Origin of the sequence: Agrobacterium sp. ES01, from assembly GCF_050320885.1 — a bacterium.
Lineage (GTDB): Bacteria > Pseudomonadota > Alphaproteobacteria > Rhizobiales > Rhizobiaceae > Allorhizobium.
The window spans coordinates 753,176-774,200 of sequence record NZ_JBNQTH010000003.1 but is presented as its reverse complement, the minus strand read 5'-3'; the positions used below and the strand labels follow the sequence as shown (position 1 = coordinate 774,200).

22 protein-coding genes, 1 tRNA gene and 2 pseudogenes are annotated in these 21,025 nt (G+C 54.8%); 16 read left to right on the top strand and 9 right to left on the bottom strand.

The genetic code is table 11. The features are described from left to right. Together ACQQ2Q_RS12950 and ACQQ2Q_RS12945 are read left to right on the top strand one after the other, a co-directional pair. Positions 1-180, top strand: a pseudogene (locus tag ACQQ2Q_RS12950) (IS3 family transposase); the annotation flags it as partial. Between the two features lie 3 nt (positions 181-183). Next, the gene (locus ACQQ2Q_RS12945; RefSeq protein ID WP_428187470.1) at positions 184-1,455 is read left to right on the top strand and encodes a hypothetical protein; all 1,272 of its coding nucleotides are present in this window, start codon (positions 184-186) and stop codon (positions 1,453-1,455) included. Positions 1,456-2,079: 624 nt separating this feature from the next. On the opposite strand, the gene ACQQ2Q_RS12940 is transcribed toward ACQQ2Q_RS12945, so the two are convergent. Beyond that, positions 2,080-2,364 carry a hypothetical protein gene (locus ACQQ2Q_RS12940; RefSeq protein ID WP_428187469.1) on the bottom strand — a complete coding sequence of 95 codons (285 nt, stop codon included), beginning with the start codon at positions 2,362-2,364 and terminating at the stop codon, positions 2,080-2,082. Continuing rightward, positions 2,361-3,074: a hypothetical protein gene (locus tag ACQQ2Q_RS12935; RefSeq protein ID WP_428187468.1), complete on the bottom strand. Its 714-nt coding sequence runs from the start codon at positions 3,072-3,074 to the stop codon at positions 2,361-2,363. Before ACQQ2Q_RS12935 ends, ACQQ2Q_RS12940 begins: the two co-directional genes overlap by 4 nt. A 139-nt stretch (positions 3,075-3,213) precedes the next feature. Between ACQQ2Q_RS12935 and ACQQ2Q_RS12930 the strand changes: the two genes are divergently transcribed. Both ACQQ2Q_RS12930 and ACQQ2Q_RS12925 read left to right on the top strand, forming a co-directional pair. Further along, positions 3,214-4,536, top strand: a complete 1,323-nt coding sequence (locus ACQQ2Q_RS12930; RefSeq protein ID WP_428187467.1) for a hypothetical protein — start codon at positions 3,214-3,216, stop codon at positions 4,534-4,536. A gap of 99 nt (positions 4,537-4,635) precedes the next feature. After that, a complete protein-coding gene (locus ACQQ2Q_RS12925) occupies positions 4,636-6,975 on the top strand; it encodes a peptidoglycan-binding domain-containing protein (protein ID WP_428187466.1) in 2,340 nt (779 codons plus the stop codon). 57 nt (positions 6,976-7,032) lie between these two features. Here the strand turns inward: ACQQ2Q_RS12925 and ACQQ2Q_RS12920 are convergent, their stop codons facing one another. Continuing rightward, a complete protein-coding gene (locus ACQQ2Q_RS12920) occupies positions 7,033-7,617 on the bottom strand; it encodes a hypothetical protein (RefSeq protein ID WP_428187465.1) in 585 nt (194 codons plus the stop codon). A gap of 295 nt (positions 7,618-7,912) precedes the next feature. On the opposite strand from ACQQ2Q_RS12920, the gene ACQQ2Q_RS12915 reads away from it, so the two are divergent. From ACQQ2Q_RS12915 to ACQQ2Q_RS12875, 9 genes and pseudogenes are all read left to right on the top strand, one after another. Beyond that, positions 7,913-8,215: a hypothetical protein gene (locus ACQQ2Q_RS12915; RefSeq protein WP_428187464.1), complete on the top strand. Its 303-nt coding sequence runs from the start codon at positions 7,913-7,915 to the stop codon at positions 8,213-8,215. A gap of 27 nt (positions 8,216-8,242) precedes the next feature. After that, a complete protein-coding gene (locus ACQQ2Q_RS12910) occupies positions 8,243-8,392 on the top strand; it encodes a hypothetical protein (RefSeq protein ID WP_428187463.1) in 150 nt (49 codons plus the stop codon). A gap of 63 nt (positions 8,393-8,455) precedes the next feature. Then, entirely contained in the window at positions 8,456-8,665 is a 210-nt protein-coding gene (locus ACQQ2Q_RS12905) for a hypothetical protein (protein ID WP_428187462.1), read from the top strand. Next, positions 8,580-10,103 carry a type IV secretory system conjugative DNA transfer family protein gene (locus ACQQ2Q_RS12900; RefSeq protein ID WP_428187516.1) on the top strand — a complete coding sequence of 508 codons (1,524 nt, stop codon included), beginning with the start codon at positions 8,580-8,582 and terminating at the stop codon, positions 10,101-10,103. The genes ACQQ2Q_RS12905 and ACQQ2Q_RS12900 overlap by 86 nt, the downstream gene beginning before the upstream one ends. A 5-nt stretch (positions 10,104-10,108) precedes the next feature. Beyond that, positions 10,109-10,408, top strand: coding sequence for a hypothetical protein (locus ACQQ2Q_RS12895; RefSeq protein ID WP_428187461.1), 300 nt, complete (start codon positions 10,109-10,111; stop codon positions 10,406-10,408). 2 nt (positions 10,409-10,410) lie between these two features. Then, positions 10,411-10,734, top strand: a complete 324-nt coding sequence (locus ACQQ2Q_RS12890; RefSeq protein ID WP_428187460.1) for a hypothetical protein — start codon at positions 10,411-10,413, stop codon at positions 10,732-10,734. Between the two features lie 272 nt (positions 10,735-11,006). Next, positions 11,007-11,156: a hypothetical protein gene (locus tag ACQQ2Q_RS12885; protein ID WP_428187459.1), complete on the top strand. Its 150-nt coding sequence runs from the start codon at positions 11,007-11,009 to the stop codon at positions 11,154-11,156. 33 nt (positions 11,157-11,189) lie between these two features. Continuing rightward, entirely contained in the window at positions 11,190-11,366 is a 177-nt protein-coding gene (locus ACQQ2Q_RS12880) for a hypothetical protein (RefSeq protein WP_428187458.1), read from the top strand. Next, positions 11,356-12,369: pseudogene (locus tag ACQQ2Q_RS12875) on the top strand (recombinase family protein); the annotation flags it as partial. The gene ACQQ2Q_RS12880 and the pseudogene ACQQ2Q_RS12875, both read left to right, overlap by 11 nt. 541 nt (positions 12,370-12,910) lie before the next feature. On the opposite strand, the gene ACQQ2Q_RS12870 reads toward ACQQ2Q_RS12875, so the two are convergent. Then, a tRNA-Arg gene (locus ACQQ2Q_RS12870) sits at positions 12,911-12,987 on the bottom strand. 350 nt (positions 12,988-13,337) lie between these two features. Here ACQQ2Q_RS12870 and ACQQ2Q_RS12865 point away from each other — a divergent pair. After that, positions 13,338-13,754 (top strand): MarR family winged helix-turn-helix transcriptional regulator, encoded by a 417-nt coding sequence (locus ACQQ2Q_RS12865; RefSeq protein WP_428187457.1) that lies wholly within the window; start codon positions 13,338-13,340, stop codon positions 13,752-13,754. 10 nt (positions 13,755-13,764) lie between these two features. Here the strand turns inward: ACQQ2Q_RS12865 and ACQQ2Q_RS12860 are convergent, their stop codons facing one another. After that, positions 13,765-14,229, bottom strand: a complete 465-nt coding sequence (locus ACQQ2Q_RS12860; protein ID WP_428187456.1) for a hypothetical protein — start codon at positions 14,227-14,229, stop codon at positions 13,765-13,767. A 149-nt stretch (positions 14,230-14,378) separates the two neighbouring features. Here ACQQ2Q_RS12860 and ACQQ2Q_RS12855 point away from each other — a divergent pair, with 149 nt between their 5' ends. Beyond that, positions 14,379-15,752, top strand: a complete 1,374-nt coding sequence (locus ACQQ2Q_RS12855; RefSeq protein WP_428187455.1) for an FAD-dependent oxidoreductase — start codon at positions 14,379-14,381, stop codon at positions 15,750-15,752. On the opposite strand, the gene ACQQ2Q_RS12850 is transcribed toward ACQQ2Q_RS12855, so the two are convergent. Beyond that, on the bottom strand, positions 15,749-16,714 hold the full coding sequence (locus ACQQ2Q_RS12850) for a quinone oxidoreductase family protein (protein ID WP_428187454.1): 966 nt from the start codon (positions 16,712-16,714) through the stop codon (positions 15,749-15,751). The two genes, ACQQ2Q_RS12855 and ACQQ2Q_RS12850, sit on opposite strands and share 4 nt — an antisense overlap. Before the next feature lie 77 nt (positions 16,715-16,791). Here ACQQ2Q_RS12850 and ACQQ2Q_RS12845 point away from each other — a divergent pair, with 77 nt between their 5' ends. Continuing rightward, positions 16,792-17,664 (top strand): LysR family transcriptional regulator, encoded by an 873-nt coding sequence (locus ACQQ2Q_RS12845; protein ID WP_428187453.1) that lies wholly within the window; start codon positions 16,792-16,794, stop codon positions 17,662-17,664. 13 nt (positions 17,665-17,677) lie between these two features. On the opposite strand, the gene ACQQ2Q_RS12840 is transcribed toward ACQQ2Q_RS12845, so the two are convergent. Genes ACQQ2Q_RS12840 through ACQQ2Q_RS12830 form a run of 3 tightly spaced genes read right to left on the bottom strand, consistent with a single transcriptional unit; the run spans position 17,678 to position 20,889 of the window. Beyond that, positions 17,678-18,502 carry a transglutaminase family protein gene (locus tag ACQQ2Q_RS12840; RefSeq protein WP_428187452.1) on the bottom strand — a complete coding sequence of 275 codons (825 nt, stop codon included), beginning with the start codon at positions 18,500-18,502 and terminating at the stop codon, positions 17,678-17,680. A 26-nt stretch (positions 18,503-18,528) separates the two neighbouring features. Next, positions 18,529-19,470, bottom strand: coding sequence for an alpha-E domain-containing protein (locus tag ACQQ2Q_RS12835; protein ID WP_428187515.1), 942 nt, complete (start codon positions 19,468-19,470; stop codon positions 18,529-18,531). Between the two features lie 9 nt (positions 19,471-19,479). Continuing rightward, complete coding sequence (locus ACQQ2Q_RS12830; RefSeq protein ID WP_428187451.1) at positions 19,480-20,889, bottom strand: circularly permuted type 2 ATP-grasp protein; 1,410 nt, start codon at positions 20,887-20,889, stop codon at positions 19,480-19,482. Between the last annotated feature and the right edge of the window lie 136 nt (positions 20,890-21,025).

Sequence of the window (21,025 nt, the reverse complement as noted above, 5' to 3'; positions counted from 1 at the left end):
TACAACGACCATCGACCGCATTCCGGCCTCGGCTGGCTGACGCCTGCCGAGTTCGCCCAGACCATCAACCCGAGACGTGATGCAGTGCTACGCAGCCGGAATGGCTCCGCACCGCAACCCGTCGCTAGCGCACCAAATACAGAAACCCAAAACCGCCGGAGCAAACTCAAAACTGGATAAAACTTGGGGGCAAGGTCATTCTTCAAAGCCGATCTCAAGCAATGTCTGCGAGACGTAATTCGTGCAGTCTTGGCAAGAAAGCTTGTTGCCCTGTTTTGTGCGTTTGGGCTGAACGTCGCCTTCCTATGTTATCTTTCAGGACTGGTCGGTTTCTGGAATATTAGCTTCCTTGCACCAACCGTCGTGTGGTATTTATTGGGTGGCATGCCGTTATTGGTGCGCTCATTCGACGTGAAAGAGGGCTCTCAGCATTTTCTAGGTTACGTTAAAGACGCCATAGGCGCTGCCGCACTGTTGGAGTTTTTATTTGTTGCCAATACGTTCAACTTGCTGATTGAGCTAGTCTTGGCACCGATTATTACGTTGATTACCATGACGGCTGTTTTGAGCGAGAGGAACCCAGAGCATAAACAAGCTCATGATTTTTTGACTTGGGTTATGGCGATTATAGCAGTTGTGATTTTTTGGCATTCAATTGCCGGAATATATTCGAACCCCAATGCTTTTTTCACCACCAATACGTTCAGAACTTTTGTTTTGCCGATCTATCTGACGATTGCGTCGATTCCATTTTTCTATTTGTTGCACTGCTACTCCCACCTTAAGGACGCTCGCGCTCAGATAGATCAAGAGACGTTTCAATCCGACGAACTCAAGTCATATGCGCAAAAGCGCTTTTTCACGGCCTTTTTTCTGTGGCCATGGCTTCTTAGGCGAGCAACACGGCAGTTCAATAAATTACCAGCAACGACCAACGGCGACGTGGACAATATCATTCGAGATATTCGCAAGTACGAACGCGAGGCCAAGAGGCCGCCCGACGTTGATGAGCAGAAGGGCTGGAGCCCGTACAAGGCACGTGAGTTTTTGGCACAAGAGGGTATCTTGGCAGGGGATTATCATTGTGGATTTGGCGGTGAGGAATGGTGGGCCAGTTCCGCGCCTGTTGATATCGACAATCAGGTAATTCCGAATACTGCCTCATACTACGTGGAGGGTGTTCAGGGGTTGGTCATGGTTCTTAAGCTGAAAGGGCAGTTTTTTGATGACTTCGATCCGAAAGATGCGGTTTCAAGATTTCTCACAATTTGCCAAATGCTTTTAAGCAACGGGGCCAGTGAATTGGTAGCTGTGCTCACAGACAAACTGTCGAGCGATGACAATTTTTCATACTCGGATGGAAACACGACGGTGTCTTTGCGAAAAGAGCGGTTTCCCTCTGGAAAAGGGTTCAACATTATTTTTCAGATATCGAAGGGCATGTTGGCCCCTTGATCGCTCGGATGGTTCCAAGGAAGGGCAGTGCGAAAGCGCTCTTCCTGGTCAGGATTGCATAAGGGCAGGGACACCCTTTGCTCTCGGGTGAAACTCGTCTCCATGAAATGGTCATGGGGGTATCGGTGGGAGCAGGAACGCTCCCCTGATTGGCGATCGGACGGCCAGACGTTCGTGCATGGTTCGGTGCAGGTGGAGAGGCATATCTCCAAGTTCTGCTCGTGGTTCCAAGGGTGCGAAAGCCTTTGGTCCTCCTTGACAGGATCGATGGGTGCAGGGAGAGCGAAGTCTCCCGCGAGTGATTGACCGACGATACGGTCTACTGGCTCTGGAACGGGTTTGATGCCCTGGAAGAGCCACGGCGTGAGGGTCCACGGGAGAGCGCAGCGTCTCCCTGGCAAGATCGGTTTTGTATTACAAAACACATCTTGCCTATCGCTTTACGGCAAAGAAAAGGCACGTTTTACTTGACAGACTATGGTCTCCCAAGAACACACATTAGCTATATTGGTTGGTATGCGAACAATACTTCGAGCCAGCGCCGGTTCATGCGACATAGGTGCGTACAGGGCCCGGAACCGCCCCGGAAACGAGAAATAAAAAGAGTTTTTCAGTTATTTAACATCATATATCAGCGATTTTACGTGCGTAACCGCAGGGGTCCTCAATGTAATTCCAAATGTCCTCTTCAGGTATATTTGAGAATCTGACTATCATGTTCCCATCTCCAGTTTTATATATGATGTAATCCTTCAACGTCTCTCCTAATTTAAATGTTACATCAGAAATTCGATAAATATCTAGCTCTCCCGAATCGTCTGATTTTGTCACGACAAAATTTTCCCCACTGTTTTCATAAATCATGAGAACTTTTTCGGGCGATCCAATGGGAGTCTCCACTTTTATCATTGCTTTCCTATAAATTTTATATCTTCGATCTTCCCATTGTTATTGTTATATTGGTAACGAGCAACATAATTTGTTCCTTTGTATACAGTTGTCCCGTCTTCTTTTATTGATTTATAGCCGATCGTTCTTATTGAAGCTTGCTTCTTCTGCCATCCTTCCGATTGCTTGAATCTTGGGTCATCATTAAGAGGAAGGCTAACTCCAGATTCAGGCGTTAATAGAATATTCTTTAGTAAAAGCTGTTCGTGCAAATTCCTCGGCTTCGCAGACTGGCCTCCTTTCGCTGTACTTATCTCGGTTAGCCGCTTCGTTCCGAGTCTATCAGCCACGATCTTGCGGGTGACGGCTAAAGGCCTAGAGAGACTTTCTGAGATTGTAATGCGCGTTTTGATTTTCGAAAGCTTTAGGCCCTTAACGCGAGCCACTGTAATTGGCTTTTGCGTGGCTTTCCTGCCCAGATGGGGATGCGGTTTGAGCTTTTGTCCTACGGTCTTCTCAGATTTCGTGCGCGGCTTAGCAGCGCTCTTTTTGAAGGCAGGTTTAAGCGGCTTGGCACCGGGGCGCCCGGCTACGAATAGATGAGGTGTTTCTCGGTTTGCTTCGACCTTGATTGGCAGCATTCGAGGAGCAAATGGGACACCTGCCGATGAATATCCGGGCAAAAGAGCGAACAGTGTTATGAGGAAATATGCCAAGGATTTCTGAAACAATACTGTTCTCCACCGAAATTGGATTGACACAACCCTAGCGTATAATTTTTTATGGAAATATCAAATTCCGAGGGCTGTGGTTGTGAAAAGTTTTTTTCTCACATTAATATTTTCATTGCTTCCGGTCTCGGCGTCCGTGATGGCCGAAGAATATCAGGACATGCATTCATGCGACGAATATGCCGCTCATCCTGCTGATCCGAACCGTTGGGCCAAGGGTGTGACCGATGAAGAGATTATCCCCGGCCCTGCCGTGAAATTTTGCCGTGAGGCAGTGGATGACTACCCTGATACGCCTCGGTTCCAATTTCAGCTTGGTCGCGCCCTTTGGGCCGCTAACAAAATTGAAGAGGGCATTGAGGTCTTCTTCAAGCTTGAAGAGAAGTCTGAGTACGGCCCAGTTTATGCGTATCTGGGCGACGTCTACATGTATGGCCTTGGCGGTCTTGAAGTCGATCAAGACCTCGCGATTTCTCTCTATCAGATTGCTGAAGAATCCGGGTTTTCTCCCGCAGAAGACGTCTTGGCCTCTCTGCAAGAAGGTGACGAAGTGACAGGGGATCAAGAGGTCGCAGAAACGCCTACCTCCGCCCAGGCGATTGAACGTCCGCCCGCTGCTGTCGAAGAAACCGCTGTGCAGGAGGTGGCCTTCAACCCTCGAGATTATACCCAGCCCGAGATCATGCAGGCCCTCTACACGGGCAATTTGTCTAAACTCAAGGTTACAAATGCGGGAAAGACAAACTATGCGAACTTGGATAATACTATCATATATCTTGCCAATCTAAATAGTCAGTTTTCTGGGGACTACAATTTCAAAGACCCTAATTGCATTATGCTCTATAATCCGCAGGTGGAGCGACAACTGCAGTCCAAAGCCCTATCAGGTGTTTTCGGCAATGAGCTGAACATGGGGTATGGCTCTGGCAACATGCCCACGGCTGGGTTGAAAGCGTTTGGAGAGATGCTTAATGGCTTTGCAAAGGGTGGATTCGGCAACGTCATTGCTGTCGAGCAAGCGGCAGAAGCATTGAAGGCGAGCGCCGAAAAGGACGGCGCGTCTCTTATTATTAAGCATCAATGTACGAGTCAGGTCGTCAAGCGCATCTATGCTAATATCGAGGCCTATGCGTTGGGTACGTCTCCCGTTCTGACGGCAGAAGAAAAGGCGAGACAAGAACAGGAGCGCATCGAGACCGAACGCAAAGCACGTGAAGAAGCGGAGCGATTGGCTTTGGAAAAAAAGAAGCAGCGCGAAGAAGGTCTTCGTACATCCGCCCGGAACTCCTGCAACAAGGCGTTCAACAATAGCGAGTTTTGTTCTTGTATCGTTTCCAGCCTTGATGAGTTTTCTATTGAGGACAGCGAATGGTCTCAACTCGGGCAGGACTTTCAAAAGGTACTGTCGGTCGGTGCAAAGCATGATGGCTTTTCCGACAGGCTCAGAAGTTGCCGCTCGTAAGGCGATGTATCTTAACCATAACGCGCGCCCATTTGTCATACTCGAACAAGGCAACCTTGCATGTGTTCCGGGAACACCGGGGATTGAAGGGAAGAAGGTATGCAGCGACACCTAGCTTCGATGGCTGCCGTGGCGGGTATTTTGGCGATCACGACCAATGCCGCATTTTCCCAACAGCTCATCGATCGTTATGAAGCCGTTATCGGGAAAGAAGACCGGGTAAATTCCAAGGGTGTTCCGCTCTCAGGGTTAGCCGCTTTCCTTCGCCAGGATCGGGCAAATTTCCATCGGTTCGGAATTCGTCAAAGCGGTGATACGCAGGATAGCTATTTCAGCAACCCTGCCAATCGCGAAACTTTTCCGGCGTTGGTCAATAACGGCATTTTAGAGCCAGACGCGGTTCAAGCCATTATCGGCGGAACGATGCAGCCGCTTATTGTGTACATATATGGCCGGAATGGTCGCGCCGACTCTCTGCGGGTGGCGTTGAAAGTTGTTGAAGGCGATCAGACACCCAGCGCCGGTGGAGTGGACTCGACTGGTCGGAAACGGCTTTCCGACGTCCAGAAGCGTTTGAATGAACTTGGTTTCGCGACTGGAAATAGCGATGGATTTCCGGAGCAAAAAACAACAGACGCCATAGCGGCCTTCCAAAAATCTTTGGGACTTCGTAGCAGCGGACGGTTAGACTCCAGGACATTGTCGAGACTTCTGGCAGGGCAGCCGAACCGAGCAGCCTCGAACGTTGATATTGTTGCCTCTCAACAACAGTCGAGCATTCAGGCTTCCGATGCCACCGATCCCCAGGTTAGCCCCGCCCAGGCCGTTGGTCCGTATGGGCTATGGTATGCGTCATCGGCCTGCAAAAGAAATCGCGGGGATTTAAACTTCGAGGTTGAGCTAACGGTTTCTCCGGGAACACAGGACGACGGGGTTCCTTATGTTGCCAAAGTCATTGCATCTTCAGACGAGAGCATGGGTTCCGGGACATGGGAGATAGACTATGTGGGAGAAGGCGATCCCTCGGCACCGGAACACCTTCGTTTTTTCAGAAAGAGGGTAAAGCGCGGATCGTTGGGTTCGTTTAATGCAGAGAGTTTTGTATTCTCTACGACCGATCGAAGGGCTATTTTTGCAGACAAGAACTGCGCTCCGTTCATGGCGATAAAACAAAATAGTGCTTCACCACGAATGAACCCTACGAGCGTTACGCCGGGCAATGGTGGAACCTATTGGAAGGCAAACTCCGAAAGGGATCGCTGTGAAGTTGCCATCGCATGGACCGAGCGCTTAACACAAGAATATCCTGGGCGTGACTTTTTCCGAAGAAACCAAGAAGGTGACGCATGGCGAAAGGTAAGGCTTCTTGCTGATGACGATTTTGTTCCTGTGTTTGGAACACCCTATGATCTAATGCCTCATCCGAAGAGACGCGAAATAGATAATCAGGTTAAACGCTGCAGTGCGAACCCTTTTACGCGCGATCGTATGGAGCCATATCAGGTCATACGGCGATTTCTTGACGGAAATCCAGAACAGGAACTTACGACAGAGGGGTATTCATCTGCCGTATTTGCCATTCGAGCAACTCGCGCGGCCAGAAACAGAATTAAAGACCTGTTTGCGGAAATGTCGTCTGGTATCTCGCTTTCAGAAGCATTGTCAAAAACGAAAGCGGTAGTTGCAGAAATTGAAAAGAATAAAGAAAAATTGATTTGGCCGAGCGAGTTTAAAAACCTGCTAGATGACGTGAATGCGCAGTTGAGAGTGTTAGGACAGGCTACGCTTGAGCAGGGAATGGAGCGCATAAACTCAGAAACCGACGACAGTAAAAAATTGGAGTTAGTGGGAGAGCTGGCCAAGGAAGAGAGGTTGGAAAACTATGTGCCAGCGCAAACCTGGATTTCCGCCGTGGCACAGTTGGATGAAATCAAAAAAGTAAGTTCAGCAAATATCGTCGCACCGTGGATATCTGCCGCAGAACAGGCCCCTGATGGACTATCGGGTGCGATGGAGATCCAAGTCTTAATTGATAGGGAATTGCCTAAAATCGCAGTAGTTGGCCAAGAAATTTCAATTGGTTATTTGGATGCGCTGAAGGCCCAGCGGGATAGCAGATTGCAGTCAGCTATTGACCTTGAAGTGGCGGCGTTCAGTAATTTTTCGAGTGATAAAGCGGGGTTAGATGCAAGTCGCCAATGGTTGGCTTCGTTCGAAGCCAGCTTCGCGAATTTTGCCAAGTTGCCACAGTTTGAAGCTGCGTTGGCTGAGCACCGCAATAACCGGACGAAACTTCTCGAATCGGCGCTGGACGCGTTCATTGCCGAAGTGAAGATTGCCGAACCTGCTGAGCGCAAGGCCGTGCTCCAATCTTACCTGAGCTTGAAGTCTGACTGGAAGGAGCCAATTGCATTGGAGTATCAGCTCTTCGCAAATTAAAAAGTCTCAGCGACACATCTCGCTGTGCTACCAAATCGGCGTCAAACTGATCGAATGTTATTGAGAACGTCCGAGTAATTTGCACGCCGCGCGATAACGGCGCCGTTCTTTTTCGAGAGCCGTTGTTGTTCGTTCGAGGAACGCTATCCGCGTCTTGTCCTGCTCCGCAGCCTTTTTTGCCCGATCATGGATGAGTTTGGTTCGCGCGTAGCGAACATAGGCCGATACGACCTGCTGCTGGGTTTCCGAAATTTTCAGCGCTTTATCGATTGGTCCGGTGAGCGTGATGATCTTGCGGAGATGGCGCAACACTTCTCCCGCTGGCCATTCCTCGGCCCATTCGATGGCTTCGGCAGCGTGGGCGTAGATATCATCCGCGCCCAGGCCCCGCCGCCTTCTCAGCTCTGCCTTCACTCCTTCAGATAGGCCCGGCTCGTCGATAGACAGGGCAGCATCCCAATAGTAGCCAACCTCAATCAATCGCCAGCGTATACGGCTGTACTGCTCGTACACCGTATTGAGCGAAAGACCTGTGCGCTTTGCCGTCTCGGCTGGAGGCAGCCGTTCCGCGTAGCACTTCAAAAGCTTGTCAGCCTTCGCTGCTGCAACCTTTGATCGGGTGCTCAGGATCGGTGCTGGCATGGCTTTGTCTTGGCCTCAACTGCGACATCGATAAAAACATAAAATCAATAAATTAAGTGAATTTTTGGGGCGCTTTATCTTGGGAAATCATTGGCCGTCGATTTGGCAAAGGTCGCGAATAGCGCCATGTTTGGGGCTGTGAGGCACGGCAGAGTGTCCCGCCTCACCAGGAAGTAAAAATGCTGCGCGCTCGCAGCCCGTAATCGACATCGAGATTTGATCCGAAACCGCCGGAAGCCTCTCGCTTCCGGGGACAGGGAAACTGCGCCCGAATTTCGGGCGGGAAGGACGAGCCATGTTTGGAAACCCTGGGCAGAACAACGGTCAGCGCGGCGGTGGTCCGGGCGACGATCTGAAGGGCGGGTTTGCCACTATCGCGGCAGCGATGGTCTCCATCGTTGTCAGTCCAACGCTGAGTTCTGCCACGCTGCCTTATGTCATCGGCATCGCGCGGCAATCTTATCCGCCCGAAATCGTGGAGCTCTTCAAGGTCGCGTGGATGCTGCTGTGCTTCCCGTTTGTGTTCTTTGCAGCGCGGGCCAGCATCGCCTTCGCGCTCACTGCGGCGGGCGTCTACGTCGCCTACCGCTTCATCTAACCCTCCCCCCCAGAAGAAGAAAAGAGAATGAGCATGCCCAAGCAGATCAGGACGAAGGTGGGCGAAATCCACCACGTCCGTACCGTCAAAATCTTTGGCGATCAGGTGAAGGAATTCGCCCAGGGTGTCGCCGGAATCGCGATCATAATTTTTATCATCGTCGTGATCTTCGGCTGATGCGCAACATCGGCGGGGGCGGCACGTCCGGCCCCGCCATCCGTTTCCACCGGAGTGATGCCGATGTCTACCATGCAGGATCATCCCTACGGCGCGGCACGGTTTGCGACGGCGCTGGAAATTCGCCGTGCGTTTCGTGACCGGGGCGGCATACCAATCGGCTTCTCTCAAGGGCGGCTGCTGACCCATTCCAAGCTGGCCGGAGCGCTGCTGCTGGGCGGCGCTGGTAGCGGCAAGTTTACCACCATTCTTTCGCATATCATGGGCGCTTGAGGCCGGAACGGCGAACCCGCGCTACGCGATCCTCGACCCCAAGGGTGAGTTGGCTGCTGTGATCGGGCTTGGCCTCGTCCATAGCGGCGCGCATGTTTACACGATTAATCCTTATGGTCTGCATGACCTGCCCAATCACCGCTTGGCGCTCTACAGCCATCTAACGCCGGACACGCGCACGCTGGTGGCTGATGCGCGCCGCGCGGCACGAACGCTTTCGCCGGAAAGCGGTGGGGGAGATGCAAAGTTCTTTGAGCAAAAGACGCAGAACTGGCTGGATGCTCTTATTCGAGGTCTAGTTCACGCGGATAGTGGCGTTTCGCCCCTCAGCCTGTATGAGCTGGTTGGCATGATCCGCGCCGCGCCAGAAGCCTGGGCGGAAATGTCCGAGCATATGGCGGCGCTTGGCGAGCCTGATCTGACTGTCACCTATGCCGAGATGCGGGAGATGGCTGCTGAGAGCCGCCGCACCTACGATTCGGTCGCGGCGGAGATCACCAACGCGCTGTCTTTCATGACCGATCCTGCCTTGCAAAGCACCTTTACAGGGACGGCGGAAGCGGACTTTACGCTGGATGTGCTGACGGAGGGCTCTGACCGTCCGGTTTTCGTCTTTCTCTGCATGCCTGCTGAGTTGATCGCGCAGAACGCGGCTGTGATCCGGCAATTCTTCTCGACCTTGCGGACACTCAAGCAGCGCAAACCCCAAGCGCCAACAGTGAACCTCATTATTGATGAAGCCGCGCAGCTTGGCCGTTTTCCCGAAGTTGCCGAATTCTATGTCGTTGGCCGTGGCTTCGGGCTTTCACCACTTTGCGTCTATCAGGATATCGGCCAGCCCAAGGCCAATCTTGGTGAGACTGGCGCAATGACGCTCTCGGCCAGCTCCGACGTGGAAATCTATCTTGGTGGCGGCATTTCCGATCTGGAAACCGCGCAACATTTGAGCCGCAAACTCGGCAATCAAACGCTTCACCTGGACGACCCCCTGACCAATGAACGCGGCGCGCGGGCAAAGCGTGAGGCTATGCATGCGATGCTGTTCGAAGGAGCAAACCCGGTGAAGACGGGGCTCGCCTTGCGGGCGCTCGATACTGAGATGAGCCACCAGCGCAAGGTGGCGCGTGCCTTGATGACGCCGGATGAGGTTCTCTCCATGCCCCCAAACAAGGCGCTGGTCTGGGCTTCGGGCTACGGCATCCGCCCGTTCTTTGCGGACAAGGTGCCGTATTACATGCGCTCTGAATATGCCGAGCGCTTCTTTCCAAATCCGTATTTCGACCGCGACTTGAACCGCGTCCAGTTGCGCACCTGGTTTGGCATGCGGGCGCGTCAGGTCATCACAGAAGCTGTTCCAGGTATCTACCGTGAATTCCCGCAATACCAAAGCGGCGAATGGAAATTCATCGAAGGGCACCGCCCGAACCTCAAGGAGTGACGATCATGAGCGATCAACAAAACCGCCCGCTGGAAACCCTGCGCGATGGCAGCCTGAAAGCCTCGATCTGGGAGAACCAGCGCGAAGATCACACTGCGCTCAATGTGCAGTTCCGCAAAGGCTACCGTGATCAGGACGGCCAGTACCGGGATACCGATAACTTTTCCTCGGGTGATCTGCTGCGCCTCTCGCGGCTGGCTGAGCAGTCCTACGACCGGATCAAGGCGATCCGTGAGGCTGCGCGGGAAGGCAGAACCGAAAGCCGCCCGCGCACGCGCGAACGGGACAAGGGCAGGGAGCGCTAAGGATGGCCAAAGAGCAGTTTGACCGCTCTGCCTCAGCGCGCACCACCTGGCGGCAAGAGGCGTTGCCCGATCCGGCGAAGGTTGCTGAGCGCGGCATCCACACAAAGGAAAGCCTTGATTGGCTCGCCGCCCGCGAACCAAAGCTGCCTGCGCTGGAGCGTCACATCGATAACGCGGCTCTGCGGTTGGAGGCCACGCAAGAAGCGCAAGCAAAGCACCGTGCAGTTATCAATGCGCTGCGCGAAGAGTTCCGTCAGCGCCCGCAAAAGGCACGGAAGGATTTCACAGTGGCGCGAGATTACCGCGCGCCGGAACGCGAGCGATAAGCAAAGAGGAGTGAATGTCATGCAACAATCACATCAACACCGCAGAAAGCCTCATGTTTTTGCGTTGCAGCACTGAAATGTGATAAACTTAAAGTATATATAAGTGTATCTGCATCAATCAGTGGTGTAGTTCTGACAAATACAAGCGGCAAGCCTTCACACATGACAAGAAAGCCGCCCGGATCGGCAGAACAGTATTTCGCCAAAGCAGCAAGGTTGCGAGGGGGGAATGCAGACGATCAACCGGGGCAAGATGTGGGGAGGAGTGAGCTATGAAACCGCACAAAGACAAGCCGGAATCCGCTTTGGGTTTGGCCTTTCGCAATGGGGCAGGAGCGGAGCCCGTCCGCCCAAGCATCGTTGAGGTCGATTTCGAACACTTCCAGCATTTCCTCGAAGACAGTGACATGAGCGATGCCTAGAAGCATGAGTTTCTGAGCGCTCTGTGGGATATCATGGTGGGGTTTGTTGATCTTGGCTTCGGCATCCATCCGATGCAGCAAGTATCGGAGGAAGATATTGAAAAGACTGTTGAAACTTTCCTTTCAAAAGCGGATACTAAAACATATTCAAAAACAAATATGACTGAAAAATTTTCTGAAACGGCCAGAGGTGATCCCAATGAGCCGTAAGAAGGAAGGCAATATGATTCCAGAAAAACCAATGCCAGAGCCAGGCACGCGGGCTGTCGTTTACTGCCGCGTGTCCTCGGCCAAGCAAACGAAGCAGGGCGATGGTCTCGGTTCACAGGAAACCCGCAGCCGCGAATATGCGAAGTTCAAGGGCTATGAGGTTGTCAGTGTCTTCACTGACGATATGTCGGGCAGTCTGGCCGCGCGGCCCGGCATGCAGGCCATGCTCTCTTTCTTACGCAAACACCGGAAGAATTCGCATGTGGTCATCATTGATGACATCTCCCGCCTTGCACGCGGGCTGGAAGCGCATTTGAAGCTGCGGAGCGAGATCGGCGGCGCTGGCGGTATCCTGCAAAGCCCATCGATTGAATTTGGCGAAGATTCGGATTCGCAGCTTGTCGAGAACCTGCTGGCCTCCGTCTCTCAGCATCAGCGTCAAAAGAACGGCGAGCAAACGGTCAACCGCATGCGCTCGCGCATCATGAACGGCTATTGGGTGTTCCAGGCCCCTCTGGGCTATCGCTATGAGCGTACAAGTGGCCATGGCAAAATGCTGGTGAGGGATGAGCCGCGCGCCTCCATCTTGCAAGAGGCGCTGGAAAGTTACGCCTCGGGGCGGTTTCAGACGCAGGTCGAGGTGAAGCGCTTTTTGGAAAGCCAGCCAGCATGGCCCAAAGACCTGCCAAATGGAGAGATTCGCAATCAACGCGTGGCTGAGCTTTTAAACCGCGTTGTCTATGCCGGATATGTCGAAGCGCCGAAATGGAAAGTCTCGCTGCGCAAAGGGCACCATGAAGGCATCATTACCTTTGAAACCTATCAGCACATTCAAGAGCGTCTGACAGGCACAGCCAAAGCGCCTGCTCGCAAGGATATCAGCGAAGACTTCCCGCTGCGCGGCTTCGTCCTCTGCGATGATTGCAGCAAACCTCTGACGGCCTGCTGGTCGAAGGGCAAGACGCAGAAATATCCTTATTACCATTGCGTCACGAAGGGTTGCGAGAGCCACGGTAAGTCTATCCGCCGAGAAACACTTGAGGGAGACTTCGAAGCGCTGCTGCAACGCCTCCAGCCAACCGACAATCTGTTTCATCTGGCCAAGGCTATGTTCAAACATGCCTGGGATATACGGTTGGCCCAAGCCGCCGATATGGCCAAGACCCTGCAAGGCAATGTCATTCGAATCGACAAACAGATTGAGCAATTGCTGGATAGGATCGTCGATGCCAGCGCGGCGTCCGTCGTCCATGCTTATGAGAAGCGTATCGCCAAATTGGAGGAGGAGAAGATTCTGGCGCGCGAACAGATGGCCAACTCAGGCAAGCCAAAGCATACCTTAGAGGAGTCGTTCGAACTCGCCTTCGGATTCTTATCAAGCCCTTGGAATATATGGAAAAACTGTGATTTTGCGTGGAAGAGAACGGTGCTGAGATTGGCTTTTTCGGAGCCTGTTTCCTACAGCCGGAAAACCGGACTTCGAACACCAAAAACCGCCTTACCTTTCAAGGTCTTAGCGAAAATTTCAACGTCTAAAAGCGAAATGGCGCACCCGACAGGATTCGAACCTGTGACCTTTGGAATCGGAATCCAACACTCTATCCAGCTGAGCTACGGGTGCATGGCGGTTTTGGGCCGCTTTGTGTGATGGCTTCATAGCGCAGAGTTTGGTCAGCATCAATCGTGAAAATATGCTTTTCCGTCCTGCCTTGAAACTAACCGACATACGTCGGTCTGTTGAAGCTCTGTGTGGATGTTTAGCGGCGCCTTGAGACAGTTTATGACTATAAAAGTCTTCGCAGAATGTCCCAAGTCTAGGAAAGGGCTTGAGATTCTTTTTCTGTTCTGTAGCCTGTTAAATATTGTGTGGATCGCGATTGAAGTGTACCCGTGATCTGGGGACAACAATAGACTGGCTTGGGGATGGCCGATAATTTTAATAAAGAATCTGAAGCTGAAATTGATTTTTCGATGTTTGCCGACGCCGTTGGGTACCGTCTGAGACGCGCCCATCTTTCGGTTATGCAAAATTTCAACGAGACGCTGGCGGCCAAGGGGTTGCGGCCTGCGGATTTTGCCTTGTTGATGCTGTTGACGAAAAATTCCGGTTTGAAGCAGAGCGAAGTGGCGCAGGCCTTGGGCGTGCAGCGTGCGAATTTCGTTGCCATTGTCGATGGTCTCGAACAACGCGGATTCGTCGAACGGCGCAAGTCCGAAGTGGACCGGCGCGTGCAGTCGCTCTATCTCACGCCTGAGGGCTTTGCCTATCTGGACGAGATCCGGCCTGTCTGGCAGGGATATGAGCAGCGCATAACGGAGTTGCTGGGCGGTCCAGAGGCGAGTGCGGAATTATGCGCGTTGTTGGGGCGGCTCTATACGGAAGGCTGATGCTGCTCATTCAGCGCGCGCGGCTCATCGCTTCGTCAATCAGGAGATTGGCAATCTTCATGCGGCTGGTCGCCTGTTCGCGAAACTGCGGCGCCAGCCGGTCAGGATGATTGTTTCTGGCAAAGGTGCGGCGTTTCTCGGACAGTTGTGCCGGCGTGTCTGACTGCGACAGCTGTAGATCTTCGAGAATTTCAACAACGGACAGGCGTTCCAGGTGCGGCGGCATCCGGGGCTCGGGTTCCTGGCATTCCGGCTTTGGCTGCGGGGGTGGCGGGCCGCCTTCTGCCATTTCCTGATAGGCGGCGGCATGCTGTTGGAAGGCCGCCTTCGACGGCTCCGCCTTTTCTGCAATGAAGGCGGCGCCAAAGCCGCGCAGCTTGTAGGCTCCGGGCGCTGCCGCATCCGGTTCCAGTTCTTCCGCCTCTTCGGCAAGACGTTCCAGCACTGACTGAAAAATTGATTGTCCAAACAACATCAAATGATCTCCGCTTCTATGGCTTAGGCGCGCAAGGTGGCGCGGGGCTTGCCGGAGCCGGGGTGCCAAATTGGTATGGTTGAATTGTCGGTCCGTTCCGTTGCAGGATCGCGCCGAATTGATACGCCCTTCGACAGGAGACCGTCTGCATGCCCGTCACGCCGCGATACATCATCGAGCCTCAAAGAGCGGTGGAGGTCATCCATTCAACCGATGTGCTGGTCGTGGGCTCCGGTCCCGGTGGTCTTGCTGCCGCACTTGCGGCGGCGCGAAGCGGGGTGGCAGTGACACTGGTCGAGCGTTTCGGATGTTTTGGCGGCAATATCACGGTCGTTGGTGTCGAAGGTTTCGCCTGGTACCGGCACGAGAAGACGGTCGAGGCTGGTGGGATCGGCTGGGAGTTCGAGGAGCGGGCCAAGGCCATGGGGGCCGCGGCTCCGGAAAGCCAGTCGCTTTCTTACGAACTCGATTCGGAAGGCTTCAAGCTGGTGGCTGACCGCCTGGTGGAGGAGGCGGGCATCCACGCCATGCTTCACCGGCAATTCGTCGCTCCGATCATGGAGGGCGATGCCATTATTGGCATCATCGTCGAATCAAAAGCCGGCCGCGAGGCCATCCTTGCCCAGCGGGTGATCGATGCCACCGGCGATGCCGATATCGCCACGCGCGCCGGTGCGGCGGTGTTCAAGACTCCGGTTGAAGACATGCAGGCGGCCTCCGTGATGTTTCATCTGGCGGGCGTCGACAAATCGGCCTTCATGGCGGGCGTTAAAGCCGATCCGCAGACCTATGGCGACTGGTCGACCGGTGAATGGAAGATCGAGACGTCGGGCAAGGAAGACCAGATGTTTTCCCCCTTTCTCTCCAAGCCTTTCGCGCAGGCGATCGAACAGGGCTTGATCCCGAAACACCTGAATACGATCGCCGGCACCTGGGGTGTGCCGCATGACAGCGGTGAACTCACCTATATGAACCTCATTCATTTGGCCGGATGCGACGGGACCGATCCTGACAGTCTCACCCGTTTCGAGATCGAGGGACGCAGGCAGTCGATGCTGGCAATCGAGGCGCTCAAGCGTTTTCAACCGGGCTGCGAAACGGCCCGGCTTCGCAATTTCGGCATGTCCATCGGCATTCGCGATACCCGCAAGATCGATGCGGTCTACAACATGACGGAAGCAGACGCCCGCCATCAAGGGCGGTTCGAGGATACGATCGGCATCTATCCCGAGTTTATCGACGGTTATGGTGTGCTGATCCTGCCGACCACCGGTCGTTACATGCAGATCCCTTACAGGTCGATGTTGCCCAAGGGTGTGCGCAACCTGCTGGTTGCCGGCCGCGCCATTGGCGGTGACAAGATTGCCCATGCCGCCACGCGCAACATGGCGTGCTGCGCAGTCGCCGGACAGGGCGCAGGTGTGGCTGCTGCCCTGTCGGTGAAGACGGGGGCTGAGTTGGGCGGAATTTCCATGCCCGAGGTTCAGGCCGAGCTTCAGCGGCAGGGCGTGCGTATCCATTAAAGAATGAGGCGTACGGCGCCGCTGGTTCGGCCGCTTTCGATATCGGCATGGGCGGTTGCGGCATCGGCAAAAGCGTAGTCGTGACCGCCGGAGACATCGAGACCCGCCTCCAGTCTGGAGAACCAGCCTTTTGCCGCGCATCGATAGGCTATCGGATCGGCCAGATAGGCCAGTACGCTTGGACGCATCAGGGAGCGGTTTGTCAGCAGCTGGATATCGAGCGGCGGAACAGGGCCGGCGGTCTGACCGATATTCAGCACCGTGCCAAAGGCCCTGGTGGCCTTAATGCTGCGAACCAGATTGTCACCTCCGACACCATCGATGACAAGATCTGCGCCCCGGCCCTCGGTTGCAGCCAGCGTTTCTTCAACGAAATCTGCGTCGCGATAGAGGACGGGAATATCGAGGCCCGCCTTGAGAGCCATTGCGGCTTTGTCGGTGGTGCTGACGGTGCCGATGGTCCGAGCGCCGCGCCGTTTTGCCCATTGCACCAGGATCAGTCCAAGGCCTCCCGCTGCCGCATGGATCAGGACGCTCTTGCCCGGTTGCAGCTGGCCAACGACATCGAGCAGCAAATGGGCTGTCATGCCGCGCAGTAGCGATCCGGCAATGGCCGTGTCGGGCAAGCTGTCTGGCACTTTTACAAGTCTTTCGGCGGCGATGTTGCGGTATTGGCGATAGGCACCCACAGGCAGGCCCGCATAGGCAACGCGATCTCCGATGCGGTAGTCCTTCACACGTGTTCCAACGGCGTCAATCACGCCGACCGCTTCCACACCCGGCACGGTTTCACCCTTTGGCATGGGGTAGAGGCCTTGGCGGAAATAGATATCGACATAGTTCACGCCGATTGCCGTCTGGCGTATGCGCACGTCGTTGGGGCCGGGGTCGACGGTCTCTGCGTTTCGCCATGCCAATTGTGCGGGCCCGCCGCGCGTGTCGAATTCAAGCTGTTGGTTCATGATGTGTCTCCGGGTTCTGATGGAACCAATCTAGGCATTCGCACCTATCTGCGGTATTCCACATTATCGCGACATAGATGGGTGAAAATGCACATATGAACTGGGATGACTATCGTTGCTTTCTGGCCGTGGCACGCGAAGGAAGCCTGTCGGCGGCGGCCCGCAGCCTGCATGTCGATCACACCACAGTCGGGCGGCGGCTTGCCTCTTTGGAAGATGCGCTTGGCGTGCGTCTGGTTCACCGCTTGACGCGCGCGGTCATGCTCACCGATGAGGGGCGACGGCTTGCAGATCTGGGTCTCGAAGTGGAGACGGCGATGCAGGCCGTGTTGCGTGCTGCTGCCGGTGCGCGACCGGATATTGCCGGCGACGTGCTTGTCAGCGCGCCTCCCGCCTTCGTCACCTGCGTTCTCTGTCGCGCACTGCCCTTGATCAAGGAGCGCTATCCCGCTCTGGTGCCGACATTCGTCGGCGATATCGGCAGTGCCGACCTCAATCGTCGGCAGGCGGATATCGCGCTTCGCATGTCGCGCCCGACCCAGCCGGGACTGGTTATCCGAAAGCTTTTCGATGTGACGTTTCGGTTTTATGCCGCAGAGGACTTTGAACAGTCCGAGGCGGATTGGCCATTCGTCACCTATGATGTGGACAATGCAGTGCTTCCGCAGATGCGTTGGCTTGATACCGTCCTTGGCGGACGTCACATCGTCGCACGCAGCAATGACGCCTATTCGCAAGCACAGGCGATTTCCACAGGCATGGGCGTGGCTTTGTTACCCGATTTCGTCGGTGAGCTTTTTCCCGGTATCAAACCGCTCGACACACAGCTCAAACCGCCTGTTCGGGAAATGTGGCTCGTGGTCCATGAAGATCTGAGACAGGCGCCGCGCATTCGTGCGACGATGGATTTTCTGGCCGAGGTACTGCCGGGGCTGTCACCCCGGCACTAACCAATATTGACGATCAGCTCTGGCTTTGCGACTGGCTCTGTCCCTGTTGTTCGACAACGACCGTGACGTTCAGGTCCTCTCCAGATGCGCCAAAACGCATGCCGGAAATAGGCGCGGCATCTTCATAGCAAAGGCCTGTGGCGAGGCGCACATAACGGTCGTCCGGGCACATATTGTTGGCAGCGTCAAAGCCAACCCAGCCAAGGCCGGGAAGATGGGCCTCCGCCCAGGCATGCGTCGCCACCTGCTGTTCAACGCCGTTCATCATCAAGTAGCCGGAGATATAACGGGCCGGAATGTCGAGGAGGCGTGCCGCCGAGATGAAAATGTGGGCATGGTCCTGGCACACACCGGTGCCGCTTTCCAGCGCCTGTTCGCCCGTGGTTGTCGCTGTGGTCATACCGGTTTCATATTTGACCGTCTCGCTGATCGTATTCATCAGGGAATGCATGACCTCCAGCGGATTGTCGCCGGACAGGCTGCGGGCAAGTTCGTGTATCAATTTTCCCGGCTTGGTCAGGGGCGTGTCGCGCAGATAAAGCCAGAGCGGCACAAAACCCAGATGCGGGCCGAAAACGCCGGTTCTGTCTTCCGTCTCCACCTCGCCAGAGGCGACGATGTTGACGGCATGGGTTTCCCCCTCGGTCGAGACGAGATGGACGTGATTGCCGAACTGGTCGTTATAACCGGCTTCGACAACAGCACCGTCCACCTTGATGTTCCAGCTGCGGACATTCTGTCCAGGGCCGATGCAGGGGGTGAGCCGCAATCGCTGCAACGAGTATTGCACCGGCTTGTCATAGGTGTATTCGGTCGTATGGGTGATCTTCAGGCGCATGACGTCATTTCCTGCTGGGCTCGTTTCTATTTGTAGAAACGATAGCCTTCGGTGATCTCCTGGCTGAGCTGGTTGTTGCGCGAGATAAAGGTATCGAGAAACTCGTGCAGCCCTTGTTCCATGATGTGTTCAATGCCAACCGTTTCCAGGGTACGCTTGATCTCCGCAGCTGTATCATCTGCCGGGACGCGTTCGCCGTATCGTTTGGCGATGTAGCCGAGATTGGAGACGATCTTCTCGTAACAATAGGCGAGGGATCGCGGCATCTGTCCGTTGAGGATCAGGAAGTCGGCTATGTTGGCAGCGTTATACTCGCCATCATAGACCCACCGGAACGACCGGTGGCCGGAGACGGATCGAAGGATCGATTCCCACTGCATGTTATCCAGTGACGAGCCAACCTCGCTGATGGCCGGAAGCAGGACGTAGTATTTCACGTCGAGAATTCGGCTGGTATTGTCGGCGCGTTCGACGAAGGTGCCGATGCGGGCGAAGTTGTAGATCTCGTTTCGCAGCATCGAACCATGGAAGGCACCGCGCACCAGACCGGCACGACGCTTGATAATGTCGATGACCTCGGGCAGATCGGCTGATTTCAGCCTGCGGGCGAGGACATGTTTCAGTTCGATCCAGAACTCGTTGACCGCTTCCCATGTTTCGCGGGTGAGGGCCGTTCTGACCATGCGTGCATTGTTGCGTGCTGCTTCCACACACGACATTACGCTTGCGGGATTGGCGCGGTCACGCAGCAGGAAATCCACCGCGTCGGCAGAGGTGACCTTGTCGTATTTTTCGCAGAAGGTTTCGCGCACGTCAGCACTCTGCAAAACGCCGTCCCAATCGTCATCGGACGCGCCGGTGCGCGTCAGCGACATTCTCAGGCCCGCATCGACGATGCGAGCGACATTCTCTGCCCGCTCGATATAGCGGAACATCCAGTAAAGGCCATTGGCCGTTCTTCCCAGCATCACCATGGCTCAGTCCTCCAGCACCCAGGTATCCTTCGTGCCGCCTCCTTGTGAGGAGTTGACGACGAGCGAACCCTGCTTGAGGGCCACGCGGGTGAGCCCGCCCGGAATAATGCGTACCTTGTCGGAGACCAGTACATAGGGTCTGAGATCCACATGGCGCGGGGCAATGCCCTTTTTGACCAGGATCGGAACGGTCGAGAGCGACAGCGTTGGCTGGGCGATATAATTGCTGGGCCTTGCCCTCAGCTTCTCGGCGAAGATCGCGCGCTCCTTCTTGGTCGAGGTCGGGCCAACCAGCATGCCGTAGCCGCCCGAGCCGTGCACTTCCTTGACGACCAGCTCTTCCAGATGCTCGAGCACATATTTGCAGCTATCGGGTTCTGAGCAGCGCCATGTGGGCACGTTTTCGAGAATCGCCTTGCGACCGGTATAAAATTCGACGATTTCCGGCATGTAGGAATAGATCGCCTTGTCATCGGCAATGCCGGTCCCGGGTGCATTGGCGATAGTGATGTTGCCGGCACGGTAGACATCCATGATGCCCGGAATTCCCAGCGCAGAGTCGGGACGGAAGGTGAGGGGGTCGAGAAAGTCGTCATCGACGCGGCGGTAGAGCACATCGATCGTCTCATAACCCTGCGTCGTGCGCATTTTTACCTTGCCATCGACGACACGCAGGTCCGAGCCCTCAACCAGTTCCACGCCCATCATGTCGGCGAGGAAGGAGTGCTCGTAATAGGCGGAGTTGTAGATGCCGGGCGTGAGGACGGCGACGCGCGGCTTGCCACGACAACCGGGCGGCGCCACCGCTGCCAGCGACTGACGCAGTAGGTCGGGATAGTCCTCGACGCGCTGTACCTTGTTGAGCTGGAAAAGCTCCGGGAACATCTGCATCATGGTTTCGCGGTTTTCCAGCATATAGGATACGCCAGAGGGGGTGCGGGCATTATCCTCAAGGACGTAGAACTGGCCTTCCCCCGTTCGCACGATGTCGGTGCCGACAATGTGGGTATAGACGCCGCCTGGCGGCTTGAAGCCGATCATCTCTGGCAGGAACGTGTCGTTCTTTTCGATCAGTTCACGCGGTATGCGACCGGCGCGGATGATTTCCTGCTTGTGGTAGATGTCGTGCAGGAAGGCGTTGATCGCGATGACGCGCTGCTCGATACCCTGGGCGAGTTTTCGCCATTCCTGGGCAGCAATGATGCGTGGAATAATGTCAAAGGGAATGAGTTTTTCAGAACTATCGGCGTGTCCGTAGACAGCGAAGGTAATGCCAGTCCTGCGGAAAATGTTTTCGGCGTCCTTCGATTTTGCAATCAGATGCGCCGGATCCTGGCTGGAATACCACTCGTGATACTTCTGGTATGGCCCCCGCGGTGCGTCCCCCGCAGATATCATTTCATCAAATGCCAATGGCGCCGACTCCCCTTTTTTATGTTCATTGAGTACAACACTTCTTGCAATGCAAGAACCGTGCACAGTTCACGCAACATACTGTGTCGGGTCTCCGGAAAACCGGAAACGGCCTGTGTGGCCAGCGTATTTCATC